The sequence below is a fragment of the Laedolimicola intestinihominis genome (assembly GCF_040096155.1).
GTDB lineage: Bacteria > Bacillota > Clostridia > Lachnospirales > Lachnospiraceae > Laedolimicola > Laedolimicola intestinihominis.
The window spans coordinates 28,411-43,666 of the sequence record NZ_JBBMFE010000020.1 but is presented as its reverse complement, the minus strand read 5'-3'; the positions used below and the strand labels follow the sequence as shown (position 1 = coordinate 43,666).

The 15,256-nt window shown below is 53.0% G+C and carries 14 protein-coding genes; all 14 read right to left on the bottom strand.

The features are described 5' to 3' along the window. Positions 1–3 precede the first annotated feature (3 nt). The 14 genes from WMO29_RS15730 to WMO29_RS15665 all read right to left on the bottom strand — a co-directional run bounded on the left by WMO29_RS15730 (position 4) and on the right by WMO29_RS15665 (position 15,125). Positions 4–834: an Mrp/NBP35 family ATP-binding protein gene (locus tag WMO29_RS15730; RefSeq protein WP_349165440.1), complete on the bottom strand. Its 831-nt coding sequence runs from the start codon at positions 832–834 to the stop codon at positions 4–6. Between the two features lie 105 nt (positions 835–939). Further along, a complete protein-coding gene (locus tag WMO29_RS15725; RefSeq protein WP_349165439.1) occupies positions 940–2,382 on the bottom strand; it encodes a TrkH family potassium uptake protein in 1,443 nt (480 codons plus the stop codon). 12 nt (positions 2,383–2,394) lie between these two features. After that, positions 2,395–3,753 carry a Trk system potassium transporter TrkA gene (gene trkA, locus WMO29_RS15720; protein WP_178040061.1) on the bottom strand — a complete coding sequence of 453 codons (1,359 nt, stop codon included), beginning with the start codon at positions 3,751–3,753 and terminating at the stop codon, positions 2,395–2,397. A gap of 15 nt (positions 3,754–3,768) precedes the next feature. Then, entirely contained in the window at positions 3,769–4,224 is a 456-nt protein-coding gene (locus WMO29_RS15715; protein WP_178040062.1) for a DUF1653 domain-containing protein, read from the bottom strand. 179 nt (positions 4,225–4,403) lie between these two features. Then, the gene (locus WMO29_RS15710; RefSeq protein WP_178040063.1) at positions 4,404–4,856 is read right to left on the bottom strand and encodes an Lrp/AsnC ligand binding domain-containing protein; all 453 of its coding nucleotides are present in this window, start codon (positions 4,854–4,856) and stop codon (positions 4,404–4,406) included. A 158-nt stretch (positions 4,857–5,014) separates the two neighbouring features. Beyond that, complete coding sequence (locus WMO29_RS15705; RefSeq protein ID WP_178040064.1) at positions 5,015–5,959, bottom strand: TIGR03943 family putative permease subunit; 945 nt, start codon at positions 5,957–5,959, stop codon at positions 5,015–5,017. 13 nt (positions 5,960–5,972) lie between these two features. Then, on the bottom strand, positions 5,973–7,052 hold the full coding sequence (locus WMO29_RS15700; protein WP_349165438.1) for a CobW family GTP-binding protein: 1,080 nt from the start codon (positions 7,050–7,052) through the stop codon (positions 5,973–5,975). 120 nt (positions 7,053–7,172) lie between these two features. Next, complete coding sequence (rplT, locus tag WMO29_RS15695; protein WP_158363222.1) at positions 7,173–7,529, bottom strand: 50S ribosomal protein L20; 357 nt, start codon at positions 7,527–7,529, stop codon at positions 7,173–7,175. Positions 7,530–7,575: 46 nt separating this feature from the next. Then, positions 7,576–7,773, bottom strand: a complete 198-nt coding sequence (rpmI, locus tag WMO29_RS15690; RefSeq protein WP_087165851.1) for a 50S ribosomal protein L35 — start codon at positions 7,771–7,773, stop codon at positions 7,576–7,578. 80 nt (positions 7,774–7,853) lie between these two features. Continuing rightward, on the bottom strand, positions 7,854–8,351 hold the full coding sequence (gene infC / locus WMO29_RS15685) for a translation initiation factor IF-3 (protein ID WP_178040066.1): 498 nt from the start codon (positions 8,349–8,351) through the stop codon (positions 7,854–7,856). A 210-nt stretch (positions 8,352–8,561) separates the two neighbouring features. After that, on the bottom strand, positions 8,562–12,275 hold the full coding sequence (locus WMO29_RS15680) for an Ig-like domain-containing protein (RefSeq protein ID WP_349165437.1): 3,714 nt from the start codon (positions 12,273–12,275) through the stop codon (positions 8,562–8,564). Further along, entirely contained in the window at positions 12,272–12,568 is a 297-nt protein-coding gene (locus tag WMO29_RS15675) for a hypothetical protein (RefSeq protein WP_349165436.1), read from the bottom strand. The genes WMO29_RS15680 and WMO29_RS15675 overlap by 4 nt, the downstream gene beginning before the upstream one ends. A 2-nt stretch (positions 12,569–12,570) precedes the next feature. Beyond that, on the bottom strand, positions 12,571–14,253 hold the full coding sequence (locus tag WMO29_RS15670) for a serine/threonine-protein kinase (RefSeq protein WP_349165435.1): 1,683 nt from the start codon (positions 14,251–14,253) through the stop codon (positions 12,571–12,573). Beyond that, positions 14,229–15,125, bottom strand: coding sequence for a PP2C family protein-serine/threonine phosphatase (locus WMO29_RS15665; protein ID WP_349165434.1), 897 nt, complete (start codon positions 15,123–15,125; stop codon positions 14,229–14,231). The genes WMO29_RS15670 and WMO29_RS15665 overlap by 25 nt, the downstream gene beginning before the upstream one ends. Positions 15,126–15,256: the final 131 nt, after the last annotated feature.

Sequence of the window (15,256 nt, the reverse complement as noted above, 5' to 3'; positions counted from 1 at the left end):
TTCCTATTCAAAATCCACATCCAGATAAGGATTTCTCACCTTATCAAATTCACCCGCATCCGCAGCCTCGGCGAATTCCGGCTTCATGGGAATGCGTCCGATGATCTGCAGCTTCTCCTCACCTGCGATTTCCTCCAGATGGCTCTTACCGAAGGGATACAGCTTCTTTCCGCAGTCCGGGCACTCCAGCCAGGAATAATTCTCTACCACGCCCTTTACCGGAATCTTCATCTGATCTGCCATACTCAGCGCCTTCTTCACGATCAGCTGTACCAGATCCTGCGGAGAGGTCACGACTACAATCTCGCTGACCGGCAGGGACTGGAATACAGTCAGGGGTACATCGCCGGTTCCGGGCGGCATATCCACCAGCAGATAATCCAGATCGCCCCAGATGACGTCGGTCCAGAACTGCTTTACAATATTGGCAATGATGGGGCCTCTCCAGATAACCGGAGTGTCCTCAGTGGGCAGCAAAAGATTCATGGACATGAGCTTAATTCCATTTTTTGTCATTCGCGGCTCAATTCCCATATCGCTCGCTTCCGCAGCGCCATGAACGCCGTACATTCTCGGAATGGACGGTCCTGTAATATCCGCGTCCAGGATACCCACCTGATAGCCCTTCGCCGCCAGCTCGTTGGCCAGAGAAGCGGTCACCATGGATTTTCCTACGCCGCCCTTGCCACTGACTACGCCGATAACCCGGCGCACACAGCTGTATTCGTTGCACTCTGCCTGCAGGCTTACCGGAGTCTGTTCCTTTGCCTTGCTGGGACATCCCTCGCAGCTTGATTTATCGCAGCTTGTATTGCTGCATGATTTTTCAGACATAAAGATACCTTCTTTCCCTTTTACTCATAAGCTTTATTCTAGCACAGAATTTCCGGAAATACCAGCTTCCCGCGCCACTTTCCATTTTCATAGTAACAGATGCTTTTAAAACTTCTTCCGCCAGGTCACCGGCGCCAGCAGCATCATAATCGGCAGAATCTCCAGACGGCCAATCAGCATGTCAAAGCTTAAAACAATCTTCGAGAAGCAGGAAAAGGCTGAAAAATTCTCCACCGGTCCCACCTTTGCCAGGCCCGGTCCTACATTATTGAGCGTAGTCAGAACCGCTGTAAAGTTTGTAGTGAAATCAAAGTTATCTACAGAAACCAGTAATACCGACACACATAAAATCACAAAATAGCAGATCGTATACACATATACGCCGTGTGTTTCTTCATTCGTCAGCCTTTTGCCATCCAGCTTCACCACATTGACCGATTTCGGATGCAGAATCTGCCTTGTCTCCTTCGTAATGGTTCGCCCCAGAATCATGATACGTGATACCTTCATACCGCCGCCCGTACTTCCGGCACAGGCTCCCACTATCATCAGCATCAGCAAAATGGTTTTGGAAAATTCCGGCCACAGATCAAAATTGGCCGTCACAAAGCCGGTGGTCGTGATAACCGATACCACCTGGAAGGCTGCATAGCGGAAGGCGTGCAGCACACCGCCGTACAGATTCATAATATTAATCGTGATCAGCACGATGGCCGCCGCCACGATTCCCAGATAATTCCGCAGCTCCTCATTTTTAAAGAAGCCCTTGACGTTCTTCATGAGCAGCAGAAAATACAGGTTAAAATTAATACCGAACAGCAGCATGAAAACGGTAATGACACCGTCGATATAAGCACTGTTAAAAGCCGCCACGCTGGCGTTCCGGTCGGAGAAGCCTCCGGTTCCGGCTGTACTGAAGGTGTGAATCACTGCCTGGTACAGATTCATGTCGCCTGCCAGCAGGAAAATGACCTCTGCCACAGACAGCCCCAGATACATGGTGTACAGAATCCGCGCCGTGGTACGCGCCTTGGGCACCAGCTTATCGCAGGTGGGTCCCGGTATCTCCGCACGCATCAGGAACATGGAATTCTTATTGCTTAAGGGGAGCACCGCCATGACGAATACCAGCACGCCCATGCCGCCCACCCAGTGGGTCAGGCAGCGCCAGAAATTCATGCACTTGGGCAGCCCCTCAATATCTCTTAAAATCGTGGAGCCCGTGGTCGTAAAGCCCGACACCACCTCAAAGAACGCATCTTCAAACCGGGGGATGCAGCCCGAAAGCAGGAAAGGCAGCGCGCCGAATACCGACCACAGAACCCAGGCCAGTGCCACGATAAGGAACCCCTCCTTGGCGTAAATGGCCGTATTCTCCGGCTTTCGGGAGCCCAGAAACGATACCAGGAGCAGGAGCATCGCAGTCAGCAGGAAGCTGATACCTTCCATTTCCCCATATAAAAATGACACAAAGGCCGGGAAAAGCAGCAGAAAACCTTCTATCAGAAGCATTTTCCCCACGATGTATCTTATCATTCCGTAATTCATAGCTTTCCCCCACTAGCGCATGATGTCCTGCAAATCCTCGAGACCCTGCTCCATGGAAATGACAATGACATTATCGCCCACCTCCAGCGTATCATTTCCGCCAGGTATGATGGTACGGCGGTTCCGCACAATGCAGGCTACCAGATGGTTACTCTTCAGCTTCAGATTCTTCAGCGGAATGCCGGTGTACCTGGTTTTCTCCCGGATCCGGAACTCCAGCGCCTCGATCTTGCCGCCAATCAGCTTATACACTGTCTCCACATTGGCGCTTCCCATGGAATTCCGCATGGCGCGCACATAGCTGGTAATCACGTTGGCCGTAACGTTCTTCGCGGAAACCACGCTCTCCATGCCCAGCTGATCCATCATGCTCTGCAGACCCTCGTCGTTGACCTTGGTGACAACCTTCGGCACATGACGGCTTTTCGCGTACATGGACATGATGATATTTTCCTCATCCATACCGGTCAGGGTTACAAAGGCGTCCGCCTTGGAAATTCCTTCCTCCTCCAGAAGCTCGTGATCGGTGGCATTGCCATGGATAATCGTCGCTTTGGGAAGCAGATCACAGAGCTCCATGCAGCGCTTCTCGTCCACCTCTATAATCTTGACCTGCATACCAAGCTCCAGAAGCTGGCTGCCCAGATAATAGGCCACCCGGCCGCCGCCGCAGATCATGACATTTTTAGCCTTGCTGATGATACCCTTGGTAAGCTTCAGGAACTTCTCAATCTCCGGATGGGAAGCTGTAATGTTAATCTTGTCGCCGGGCTGGGGCACAAAATTACCATCGGGAATATAGACCGCTCCGTCCCGCTGCACCGCACAGACCAGCATTTTGATCTGATGCTTTTTATATAACTCGCTTAAAGAAAGACCCTCGATGGAGCTGTGAGACGGATAGGTCACCTCCACCAGCTCGACCCGACCCTTTACGAAGGTCTCGAGCTTCGCCGCAGACGGGAAGATCAGAACCCGGGATATCTCCCCCGCCAGGGCCCGCTCCGGATTTACCGCCATACTCAGCTTCAGATCCTCCTTCAGCAAATCGATCTGATTATGATAAATCGGATTCCGCACACGGGCGATGGTCTGCCTGGCTCCCAGCTTTCTGGCCAGCAGGCAGCAGAACAGGTTCATCTCGTCTGTGGACGCGCAGGCAATCACCAGATCTGCCCCCGGCACGTCCGCCTGACGCTGAATATCTGCGCTGGCTCCATCGCCCACCACACAGGATACGTCCATCTCATTGACCGCGTCCCTGAGCTTTCGTTCACTTTTGTCAATCAGTGTCACATTGTATTTTTCACCGGACAGCTGCATGGCGAGCTTATGTCCCACTTTTCCGTCCCCGATGATTACAATATCCATTTCTTCCTCTCCCTCTTATCGAAACCGGTCTGTCTCAAAATGCTCCATGGTCTTCAGACAGTTCAGAATCTCCCGGTATTTATCCCGGACAGTACCCTGTCCCAGTGTGATATCCAGAGACACCGCGATGCTCTCCAGAAGCTGCTCGTCCACATAGGCCTCCCACGCCTGAAACAGCTCCAGCTTGTCCCGGTAACTCTCTGCCTCCAGGAACCGGAGCAACAGCGGATTCATCTGCTGTGGTTCTTCGATTTTCTCAAAGCGCCAGGTCTGCTCTGCGTCCGGATACTTCTCCCTGTCCACTTCGCTTGCAAACTCTTCGTAGGGGCGCACCCAGAATTCTTCCTCCCCGTACAGTGCCTGATACACGACTACCTTCTCTTCCGTATTCGCGTCACGCGCAATGGCCGTCACCTGATACTGGCCGCCTTTAAAATGGCGATAGTACTCGCCTGCTTTGATTTCTCTCACGGCAAATTCCTCTTTCCCTTTTTCTGAATATAGATACCCGTTCTATGAGAATATTCCAACTTTCCCAAAGTGTCAAGTCTTTCAGCATAAAATAGAATCATTCCGCCGCAGTGCGATAATATTTTTTTGGAATAGGGAATTCTATCGGAATTTCCTATTTCACAAAAAACCCGGGGACCTTACAGTTCCCCAGGCAGTACAGATACATCATTTTTAATTGTAGACAGCACATATAAGGTCTTGGTCCAGGCTACACCGGGCATTTCCTTGATATCCTGGTGTATGATTTCCAGGCTCTTGGAAGAGTCTGTCACGATCTTCAGCAGATAATCCACATCTCCCGCGATATAATAGCACTCCGCCACATTGTTATGGGCGTAGGCCGCTTCCGCAAATTCTTTTCCGTATTTGGGGTGTTCCAGGCGCACAGAGATAAATACGGTCAGGTCATTGCCCAGCTGCTTCTCGTCCAGCACCACCGTGTACTGCTGAATGACGCCCTTCGCTTCCATTTTCCGAATCCGCTCTATTACCGCCGATACAGACAGGTTGATGGTCTGACTGATGGTTGACGCCGTCTGTCTGGAATTATCCTTCAGACATTTCAAAATGCTTAAATCAATGTTGTCCATACTTCTTCCTCCTCGCCCGGTCCGCTGCCACAAAAATAAGAAAAGACGGCTTGCTCCTCGCAAACCGCCTTGTTTACCGTTGGACTTATCTTACCAGAAAAAATATTTCCTGTAAAGTCCTAATTTACACAAAATTTTGTTTTTTGAAACGTTTTTCTTTAGAAATATACCATCTCTTCCTCAGGGGGCTCCGCAGACTTCAGCGCCTTGGTATAAAGCACCGGTCCTTCCTCGCCGGAATACTCGTCCCGCTTCTCCACATAGACCTTCGCGGTCACAGTCAGCCACTGGCCATTTTTCAGCTTATCCACATTGTGGCTGCGACACAGGAAGCCTAAGAATACGGTGTCGTCGGCACAGCAGGTCATGGCTTTTCTGCCCGGTACGAAATAGCCCGGAGTCATCCGGCGCGGCTTCATGACGCGGCCCTTGAACCGGATGGTCTTGCCATCGTAGTGCTCGGGGTGATCCATGGCATCCACATACCAGATACCGTAATCAATGTCGCTGATGTCGATGATATCCGCGTTCAGGTCGAAGGGAAGCTCATCCTCGAACTCAAAGGGCTCGCCGCCCTCCTGCTCGAATTCCACCTGGGCCCGGGGATTCACGGCACGAATGTTGCGCTTATAGGACGCCGCCTTTGTACCCTCCACGCAACGGTCAAAGATAACCAGATCGGAATCCTGTACCATATCCATAAACAGAGACTTCATGTTCTGCATATACAGGTCAAAGGTGCCTGCGTCCACCAGGGTAATGCCCTGGGCCGGGAACCAGCCCTTCGGGAAACGCATTTCCCGGAACAGCTGCATGCCCCACATGCCATTCCACTCAATCATAACCTGACTGGGCTTGTACTTCTTCTGGCATTCCTCCAGGAACTCGGCAGTAAACTCCGCCTTGCCCTCGATGGTCACCAGTGTGGTGTCATAGGACTCCAGCACATGCAGGTCATACTCCTCCTCACCCTCTTCGCAGGCGATAAGCAGGGTCTTGCCACCGTCGGAGAAATAGGGGTCGGACAGGGTCTCCTGTATAAATGTGGTCTTTCCGCTCTCCAGAAAGCCATTTACCATATAAATTGGGATTTTATTTGCCATACTATCTTCCTCATTATACTCCGAAGAGTTCCTTCAGACCATCCTCATCAAGCAGAGAACCGATGACGCAGAGACGTCCGGTGTAATCCGGATTACCCTCGCGGATCTCATACTCCTCCGGTACGAAGTCAAACTCCATCCAGCTTCCATCCGTATTCTGAATGATACCTTTGGCACGTAAAATCAGACCGTACAGACCGGATTTGCTAAGTGTCTCCAGAATCTTCTCCAGTTCTTCGCGGCTGAAGCGCTTCGGGGTCTCTACGCCCCAGCTGGTAAATACTTCGTCTGCATGGTGATGGCCGTCGTGATCGTGATGATGGTGATGGTGATCATGATCGTGGCAGCCGCAGGTGCAGCCCTCGCCGTGATCATGGTCGTCATCATGATGATGCTCGTGATCGTGGTCATGATGATGTTCATGCTCGTGATCATGGTCGTGATGGTGCTCATGCTCATGGTCGTCATCATCCTGATCCAGGTCGCCCATATCCAGCTCCGCATGCTTCATGGCGTCCAGAATCTGCTTGCCGTTCAGCTGCTCCCAGGGAGTGGTGATCATAGTAGCCTTGTCATTATGCTCACGCAGCATCTTTACCGCCTCTGCAAGCTTCTCCTCGGTCATGCTCTGGGTACGGCTCAGTACGATGGTACCCGCATGCTCTACCTGGTTGTTGAAAAACTCGCCAAAGTTCTTCATGTACATCTTACACTTCTTGCCGTCTACAACAACGATAGAACTGTCGATGTGTACATCCATGTGGCCCGCCACATTCTGGACTGCCTTCATAACGTCAGACAGCTTGCCAACACCTGACGGCTCGATCAGGATGCGATCCGGTGCATAGGTATCAATAACCTCCTTCAGCGCAGTTCCAAAGTCTCCTACCAGAGAACAGCAAATGCAGCCGGAATTCATCTCATTTACCTGTACGCCGGCCTCCTTCAGAAAGCCTCCGTCGATGCCGATCTCACCGAACTCATTCTCAATCAGTACGATCTTCTCGCCCTTGAATACTTCTTCCAGAAGCTTTTTAATCAGTGTTGTTTTTCCGGCTCCCAGGAAACCGGAAATAATAGTAATCTCTGTCATTTTCTTTACCTCCAGATCTTACGGCACCAGCAAACATGCTTTCCTGATGCTAATTATTCTCAACAACAAAGAGCGCTATGCGCAGCCTATGGCTGCATCATGCGCTCTGTTTCTTCGGTCTTATGCCAGCTTGCTCTTAGCAACTTCTGCCAGAGTAGCGAATCCAGCCGGATCATTTACTGCCATGTCAGCCAGTACCTTACGGTTCAGCTCAACCTCAGCCTGCTTCAGTCCATACATGAACTTGCTGTAGGACAGTCCGTTCAGACGTGCTGCTGCGTTGATACGAGCGATCCAAAGCTGACGGAACTGACGCTTTCTCTCTTTTCTTCCTGCGTAGGAGCTGGTCAGTGCTCTCATCACGGACTGCTTTGCTACACGATACTGCTTGCTTCTTGCTCCTCTATAACCCTTAGCGAGCTTTAATACTCTGTTATGTCTTTTCTTAGCGCCTAAACCGCCTTTAATTCTTGCCATTTCTTCTTTCCTCCTTGAAACTTCTCACTTCCGCTTAATCTGTGACTTACAGATACGGCAGAATCTTCTTCATGCTCTTTACGTTGGTTGCGTCCGTAATGGTAGCTTTTCTGAGATTTCTCTTTCTCTTCTGAGATTTCTTGGTTAAGATATGGCTCTTATAAGCTTTCATTCTCTTGAGTTTGCCTGTACCTGTTACTTTGAAACGCTTTGCAGCTGCTCTGCTTGTCTTAATTTTTGGCATTTTATATACTCCTCCTATCCTAGTATCCTTTTCCAAATTTCTATCAAATCATTGCCGCCTGCGCGGTTGATTTCAAAATTTTACTGACGCTTCTCTGCCAGAAACATCATCATCTGACGGCCTTCCATCTTCGGAGCCTTCTCCACTACAGCAACGTCGGACATCTTCTCTGCAAATACGTCGAGAATCTGCTTTGTCTTCTGCACATGGGCCATCTCTCTTCCGCGGAAACGTAAGGTTACCTTTACCTTGTCACCCTTCTGGATGAACTTCTTTGCAGCTCCCACCTTCGTATTCAGGTCGTTCTCCTCGATATTCGGTGACAGACGAACTTCCTTGATCTCAATGGTTCTCTGCTTCTTCTTGGCTTCCTTTTCTTTTCTCGCCTGCTCGTACTTGTACTTGCCGTAATCAATGATCTTGCATACAGGCGGCTTCGCCGTCGGTGCAATCTTCACCAGGTCCAGTTCTGCTTCCCGGGCAATCTTCATCGCATCTCTTGCAGACATGATGCCAAGCTGCTCTCCGTCAGCGCCAATCAGGCGAATCTCCTTATCCCGGATCTGTTCGTTAATCATTAAATCGCTAATTGTAGTGCCCTCCTTCTAAGAAAGAAAAAAACTAAAAAAGTGGATAGTCAGACTATCCACTTAAATATCTCTTTACACGACCTGTATTCCTGTCGATATCTTCGATAATTATAAACCCGAGTCGCCGTCTGCGCTAAGGTGAGAGTGGATACTCTGCTTTCTGTCACCATGATATATTAACACATGGAAATTCCTGTGTCAACTATTATTTTCCCTGATTCTGATCTTTTTTCGCCGTCTCCGGATGCCAATCAGAACCGTTGCTATCATACCGCCAAACAGAAGTATTGTCAAGCCTGAATCACCGGTGCGTCCAGCCATTTGCGTTTTTTTGCTCTGCTCTGCCTGAATGCGGCTGTCGGGCGTCAACAGAAAACGGATCGGCGTTATCTCTGCCTGATTTCCTGCCAGATCCACCGCCTGCACTGTCAGCTCCTGCCAGTCGTCGGCGCTATTGAGCGTAAGTTCCATTCTGCCGTCGTTCTCCCGCAATTCTTCGGCTGTGTATACACGAACACTCCCGGCCTGTCCGACCTGAAGCTCCCGCATTCCCAGATTGTCCTGTACATCCAGCAGCACTGTCCGATGCCTCTCCTGATAACGGCCCTTCTCCTCTACACCGGAAACCAGAATCACCGGCGGCGTCTTGTCCACGGCAAATTCCAGCCGTTTGCCCTTACTGCGGTTGTCGGAGACATTGGAAGCCCGATCCTCGGAATACAGGGTTACTGCATAGACACCCTCCCCGGTGAAATTTTCTTTCGCAATCCGGTAGGTATACTGCTGCCAGCCTGTCTCCATGCTTCTGCTCACCTGATAATCCGTTCCTTCCTTCAGGCTTTTAAGCTCCCCGTCGTGACTGCTGGTAATCTCCCGGAGTGTCAGAGCGTCCACATTGGTCTCCAGAATCACAAGCTCCGGTTCTTCCCGGGTGTAATAGCTCCCCTGTTCGCCCGCCAGCCTTTCTGTGGCCTCGCCCAGAGTATAGACAGAGCCGCAGCGGTTTACAGAAAAGGTGACTGTCTCTTCCTTACGATTGCCTGCCAGATCGGCTGCAACCGCCTTCAGTATATACATATCATCCCATTTCTGCTCCATGGGAATATCATCCAGCTTGTATTCCATGCCATTTTCACTGCGGCTCAGCTTTCCGACCAGCTTCATATCACCGTTATGATAACCGGTCAGGGTAATACTCTCTCCCTCCGGATCATAATATCTGTCCATGCTTCGGATGCCCGGACGCACAGCGCCGTTATTGGCGGAATGGTCCAGAATATCAAAAATGGTAAGCTCCGGCGGCGTCTGATCCAGCACAAAGCGTTCCGATTCCCATAAGGGCAGCTCATTATCCGCCAGATCCCTTCCGGTCACACAGAAAGCGTAGGCCCCGTCCTTTTGAAAATGGAGTCTTGCCGTATGCAGTTCCCCGTTGTGACTCCAGGCGGACAGCTCCGGTTCTTCCCCTTCTTCCTCCACCTGCGTTCGGATCTGAATGGCTTTCTCGTCGAAATTCTTTTCCCGGATCGTCAGCCGCGCGGTGCGGGCTTCTTTATAATAGAAGCCGTTCTGTACGTCGGTATTGTCCCAGGCAACGGTAAGCTCCGGCGGCGTGCGATCGATGACAAAGGCGTCCGTCCGGTCGTAATCCGCCCGGTTGCCGGCCAGATCCTGAAAGCTCACATGAAAGGTATACGCTCCGTCCGCCTCAAATACAAGCTGACAGGTATGCGTCATTTCGTCGCCGCTGCCGCTGTGTGTCCAGGGCCCCGGCGCCGGCACCGGGCCATCCCCATTGGTAATCCGGAATTCCACGTCCCGCGGGTCGAAATTACGTTCTTTGATGGTAATCGTAGCTGTCCGGGGTTCCCGGTAACAGGTTTCCCTGATCGGAGTATTCAAATCATAGGTTACGGTAATCTCCGGCTTTGTCACATCGATATTGCAGCTTATCTCCGCCCTGCTTTCGTATCCTGCGTTGTCTGTGAGCTCTGCCTGTACCTTTACGTCATTGTGATTATAGTCCGCAGCCCGCAGCTTCATGGTTTCTGTCGCTTCGTAAGTAAGCTCCGACAGATATTTCTTTTCGCTGCGGATTTGTCCGTCCGCCCGGATAATCCAATCCCGCAGGCCTGTGAAACGATCCGTCAGGAATGCGTCCAGCTCCACGTCCGTATTATAATAGGCCTGTCCATCCACAATGCGGCCGGGCTTTGTGCATATGGCCAGCCGGGCTTCTGCGGATTTTTCGTGTGTTTCCGCGCTCTCGACGCCGCAGCTCAGGGTCTTTTCAGATTTACGACCTGTCCAGTCCCAGACCTCTGCCTGCACGGTTCCCCTGAAATCTGCTGCTTCCTGCGAAACCGGAAGAGTCAGTTCAAAGCTTTCCGTCGCCGCAGGTTCAAAGCTCTGCTCCCGCACTGTGACCGCTCCCTCCACGTCCGTCAGAGTATAGCGGATTTTCTGAATACCCGCCACGCTGTCACGGGCTTTCGCACATAAGCTTACGGACTGTGCGGAAAAAAGCCAGCCACAAGGCTCGTAAGGCAGGTAAGACGCAGGCTCTCCGGTCAGCTTCAGTTCATCCGGGGCTGTCTTATCTATCGTCACCTTCACCCGGTAATCTCTGATTGCTCCCCGGTATTCTTCCCCTTCCGCCCAGACCGCCTGATTACCGGCTAGATCCGTAATATTCATGGGAATTCCATAATTTGCCTCCGTCGTCAGGGGAAGCTCCAGTGTCCGGCTGCCGGAAATCAACTCCCGCTCCTTCCACTGCTCCGCCGTATTCCAGGCCGCTGTCCCGGCTATGGCCATGCCGCTGCTGTCCTCCGCCTGCATTCTGAGTATCTCCGCCCGCACTTCACGAAGGCGCAGATTTTCATCCGCCACCGTAATCTGAAGGAGCGTATCTTCCGCATAGTAACTGCGTCCCTTATGTATCGCCACCGGCTTTCCCGCCACCGAGACTGCCACCTTCGGCGCTGTCCGATCTATCAGCAGGCGATGCCCTTCATATTCGTCCTCCTGCATTCCGGCCTGAACCAGCGCATTTCCCGCCCGCATCGGATTGCCCGCCGCATCCCGGCAGGCCGCATGGAAGCGGTATACCTGCTCCGCCAAGACTCTGCAGGTCCCCGTATAACGATGCAGGCCGGTCTGCTCCCACTGTAGGTCCGCCGTTTTTCCATCCAGCCGGATATCCAGATCCGCCAGTCCGGTCAGCCGTCCCCCCGTCAGAATCGGAACCGCATATGTCTCTTCTATCACGAAGCTTACTTCCACATCCCGGTTATAATAAGCGGTGCAGTCCTTCGTCGGCGCGTCACCTGCTGCCAGATCCGTTCCATCCGCTACCAGCGTCCGCACCGGTTCCGTATATGTCACCTGAAGCTTCGGCCCCTGGTGATCCAGGATGAAAGGTTCGCTTTCGACGCTTCCTGTCTCCTCCAGACCGACACCATTTTCACCGATATAGCTAAGGATCGCCTGATAGACACCCTCCACGCCCGGCTCTCCGTCAAATTCCAGGCTGCCCCGGTGAAGATAAGAGGCCACTGTTTCTTCCCAGACAATCTCTGAATCCCCCAGGCATCCCTCCCGGACAATCCGCTCTCCCTGTGCGTCAAGCACCGTCACCTTTACAGCCTCCGCGTTCCAATTTTCCCTTTCATCCTCAATACAGAAGCTTATCCGCACGTCTGCGCCTTCCAGATTTCTGTAAAGCGTCGCCTCTCCCGCTTCCGTCCGGAATTGCCTGACCGGCGTGCCTTCTATGGTCAGCTCCCGCAGCTTCGGGCCCTGCAGGTCCTCCACCGCGTCAGTCTCCTCCGCCCAGGCCGCAGCTCCAAGCCCCAGCCACAGACCAAGCCCCAGTACCGGCAGGAACGTTCCCCTTATCCTCTTTTTCAATGTTCTCCTCCTATCCGCTCCCGGCAGTGAATCACCAGCTGCTCCCGCTCTACGCGAAATTCCGCCTCCGAAACTTCTTTATTTACAAGCAGTTCTGTCTTTTCCATACCCATTTTCTCCCGTCTCCTGCCCAATCGCCGCTGTCCCCGAAAGCCCGCAAGGCAGGCTATGGCCGGGCCGATCTCCCAGCGCACAAACAGGGCCGCCGTTCCAATAAACGACATGCCTGCGGCGATTCCCAAAAACAACCCAAGCCTGTGAAATACTTGCAGGCGCGTCATGACCTCTCCCATATTCAACCTCCTGATTTTCTGCCTCCGTAAACCGATTCCAGCAGCCGCTCTGCCTTCCGGATCATGTCCGTCAGTTCCTGCTTTTCCGCCGCTATCGCCTTTTGCTCCACATCCGAAAGCTCTCCAAAATCCGTTCCCAGCCTTTTTCTGATCTCCAGAAGGGCTGACTCAAGCTCCTCACGTTCCACACCTGCCTTCTGAAATTCCGCTCCCCGGGTGATGATCTGTCCTACCAGCTCCTGGTACATCACCAGCGCCGTTCGTGCATTATCCTCCGCCACCAGATTGCCCCGGGTCAGGGCCGACAGATCCGCCCAGTACTGTCCATAGGAAATCAGATCGTCCCCCGCCTCGTCGGCCTGACCAATCCGGGTATAATAATCGGCGATCGCATAGAGCCTCTCCGCCCGTCCCTCCTGCCAGGCGTTCAGCTTTCCTGAATCAGCCGCCGCTTTCAGCCAGATCCGCGCATTCTTTTTTCCTGCGTTCTCCTCATACTTATAAAAATAGGCAATCCCTGCCTGATAGGCAAATTCCGCATAGCCCCTTTTATTTTCCCGGAACAGCTGCTCCCAGGTTTTTCCATCTCCTTCATAGCGAATCAGCAGTCCCCGCAGCCGCTCGCTCTCTGCTGCTGTCAGGAGCTGATCATCCAGAAAGCCATCCTCCAGCAGCGTCATCCACCCATCCGCGCGCTTCGGATCCAGGGAAATGGCTTTTTCACAGGCTGCCAGCTCCTCCTCTTTTTCTGTGGCGTTCCCTGCTGCCAGAAGCCAGGCACCGTAGCTGTCCCGCCGCAATTGCCGTTCCGCTGCCCCGGACGCCGCCGCGCTGACGCCCAGCAGGAATGTCAGTCCCAGAACCGCCGCAAACCGCCGCAGCTTTTTCTTTTGTTCCATCCGATACGCCGCGTCCTGCTCCCAGTAATGACGCAGCGCGTAAGACAATTCTTCCGCACTCTGATAACGCCCCGCCTTTTCCTTCTGTACGCACCGCTCTACAATGGCCTCCAGACCCGCCGGGATCTCCGCCCTCAGGGCGCGCAGCGGCTGCAGCCTGTGGGGACCTTCCCCGGTCAGCAGCTGAAACAGCATGACACCCAGACAGTAGATATCCGTCCGGGCGTCGCTCTGCCCCTCCTCATACTGCTCCGGCGCCGCGTAGCCGCAGGTTCCGAGCGCCACCGTGTCCGTCGAAAGCTCCGGTCGGAATTCCCGGGCCGCCCCCAGATCAATCAGCACAATGGTTCCGTCCGGCTTAAGCATTACGTTGGAAGGCTTCATATCCCGGTATATGACAGGCGGCGACTGTCTGTGCAGATAAGTCAGTACCTGACAGAGCTGTCCGGCCCAGTCCAGTACCCGTTCCACCGGCTGGGCCCCCTGCTCCCGAAGCATTGCTTCCAGCGTCTGTCCTTCCACATAATCCATGACAATCAACAAGCGCTCTCCCTGTTCAATCACATCCACGATGCTGGGCAGATGGGGATTTTTCAGACGCTTCATTAGTGCGATTTCCTTTCGTTCCGTCTCCAGCTCCTGAAACTCTTTCCGGACCAGCTCCTTGACCGCCCAGGGCTTATTGGCTTTTTCATTGACCGCCAGATAGACCACGCTCATGCCGCCCCGGCCAAGGACGCTCTGAATCTTATATTTGCCGCCTATGACCGTTCCGATTTCCAGCATAGCCTTCCTCTTTTCCCGGCTTTCCCGCCTTCCTGCGGACGCACCAGCAGGGCGGAAATATTATCCTTCTCCCCGTGTCTCCGGTTCCGGGCCGTCACCCTTTTTGCGGCCCTCTGCATCTGCTTTTCCCCGGTGAGAAGCTCCGGAGAGAAATCCGCTGCCAGACGTTCCGGCGCATTGCCGTGCCAGAAGCCGTCCGTGCACAGAAGGTACATGGCGTCCTGCCTGATCGTACCCCTCTGGTATTCCGCCACCGTCTCCGGGCACGCTCCAATGCAGCGGGTCAGGACGCTACGTCTCCGATCCTTTTCCCCTTCCTCCCGGGTCATAAATCCCCGTTCCACAGCCTCCGCTGCCAGAGAGTGATCCCGGGTCAGCTGCCGCGCCGTATCTGCCGCAATTTCATACAACCGGCTGTCGCCCACGTGGACGCAGTACCAGTTTTCTTCGGTAAAAAGGGCTGCCGTCAGCGTGGTGCCCAGCACAATTCCCTGCTTCTCTCCATATGTCCGAAGCCTTTCATTTTCCGTATGTACCAGATTTTTCCAGTCTTCCAAAAGCTCCCGTTCCGGAAATCCGGCCATAAGTACCTCCGGAAATCGGCTCTGAAACCAGTCCGCCAGACTTCGAAGCACCTCGCTGCTGGCCAGCTCGCCCTTTTCCAGGCCGCCCAGCCCATCGCAGACCGCCGCCAGCACATAACGCCTCCGCCCGCAGAGTGCCTGCTGTAGCAAAAGGGCATCCTGGTTGACTGCGCGGGTCTTCCCCTTGTCTGTACAGGCCGCCAGACAAAACTGCACTCTTCCATCACTCCATTTCCAGTGATTCTCTGTTTTTTCTTCTTTGGTAAAATCGGCGATATGCCGTGACACTCCGGTGAATTCCGGAGGAATCGCTGAACCTATGATATAACAGATTCCGGCAGAATTCAAGTGGAAAACTCAAATTCTGCCGGATGAAATTTCGACATTTTTCGACATTTTGTTGAAGGCTGTCGGGTGAT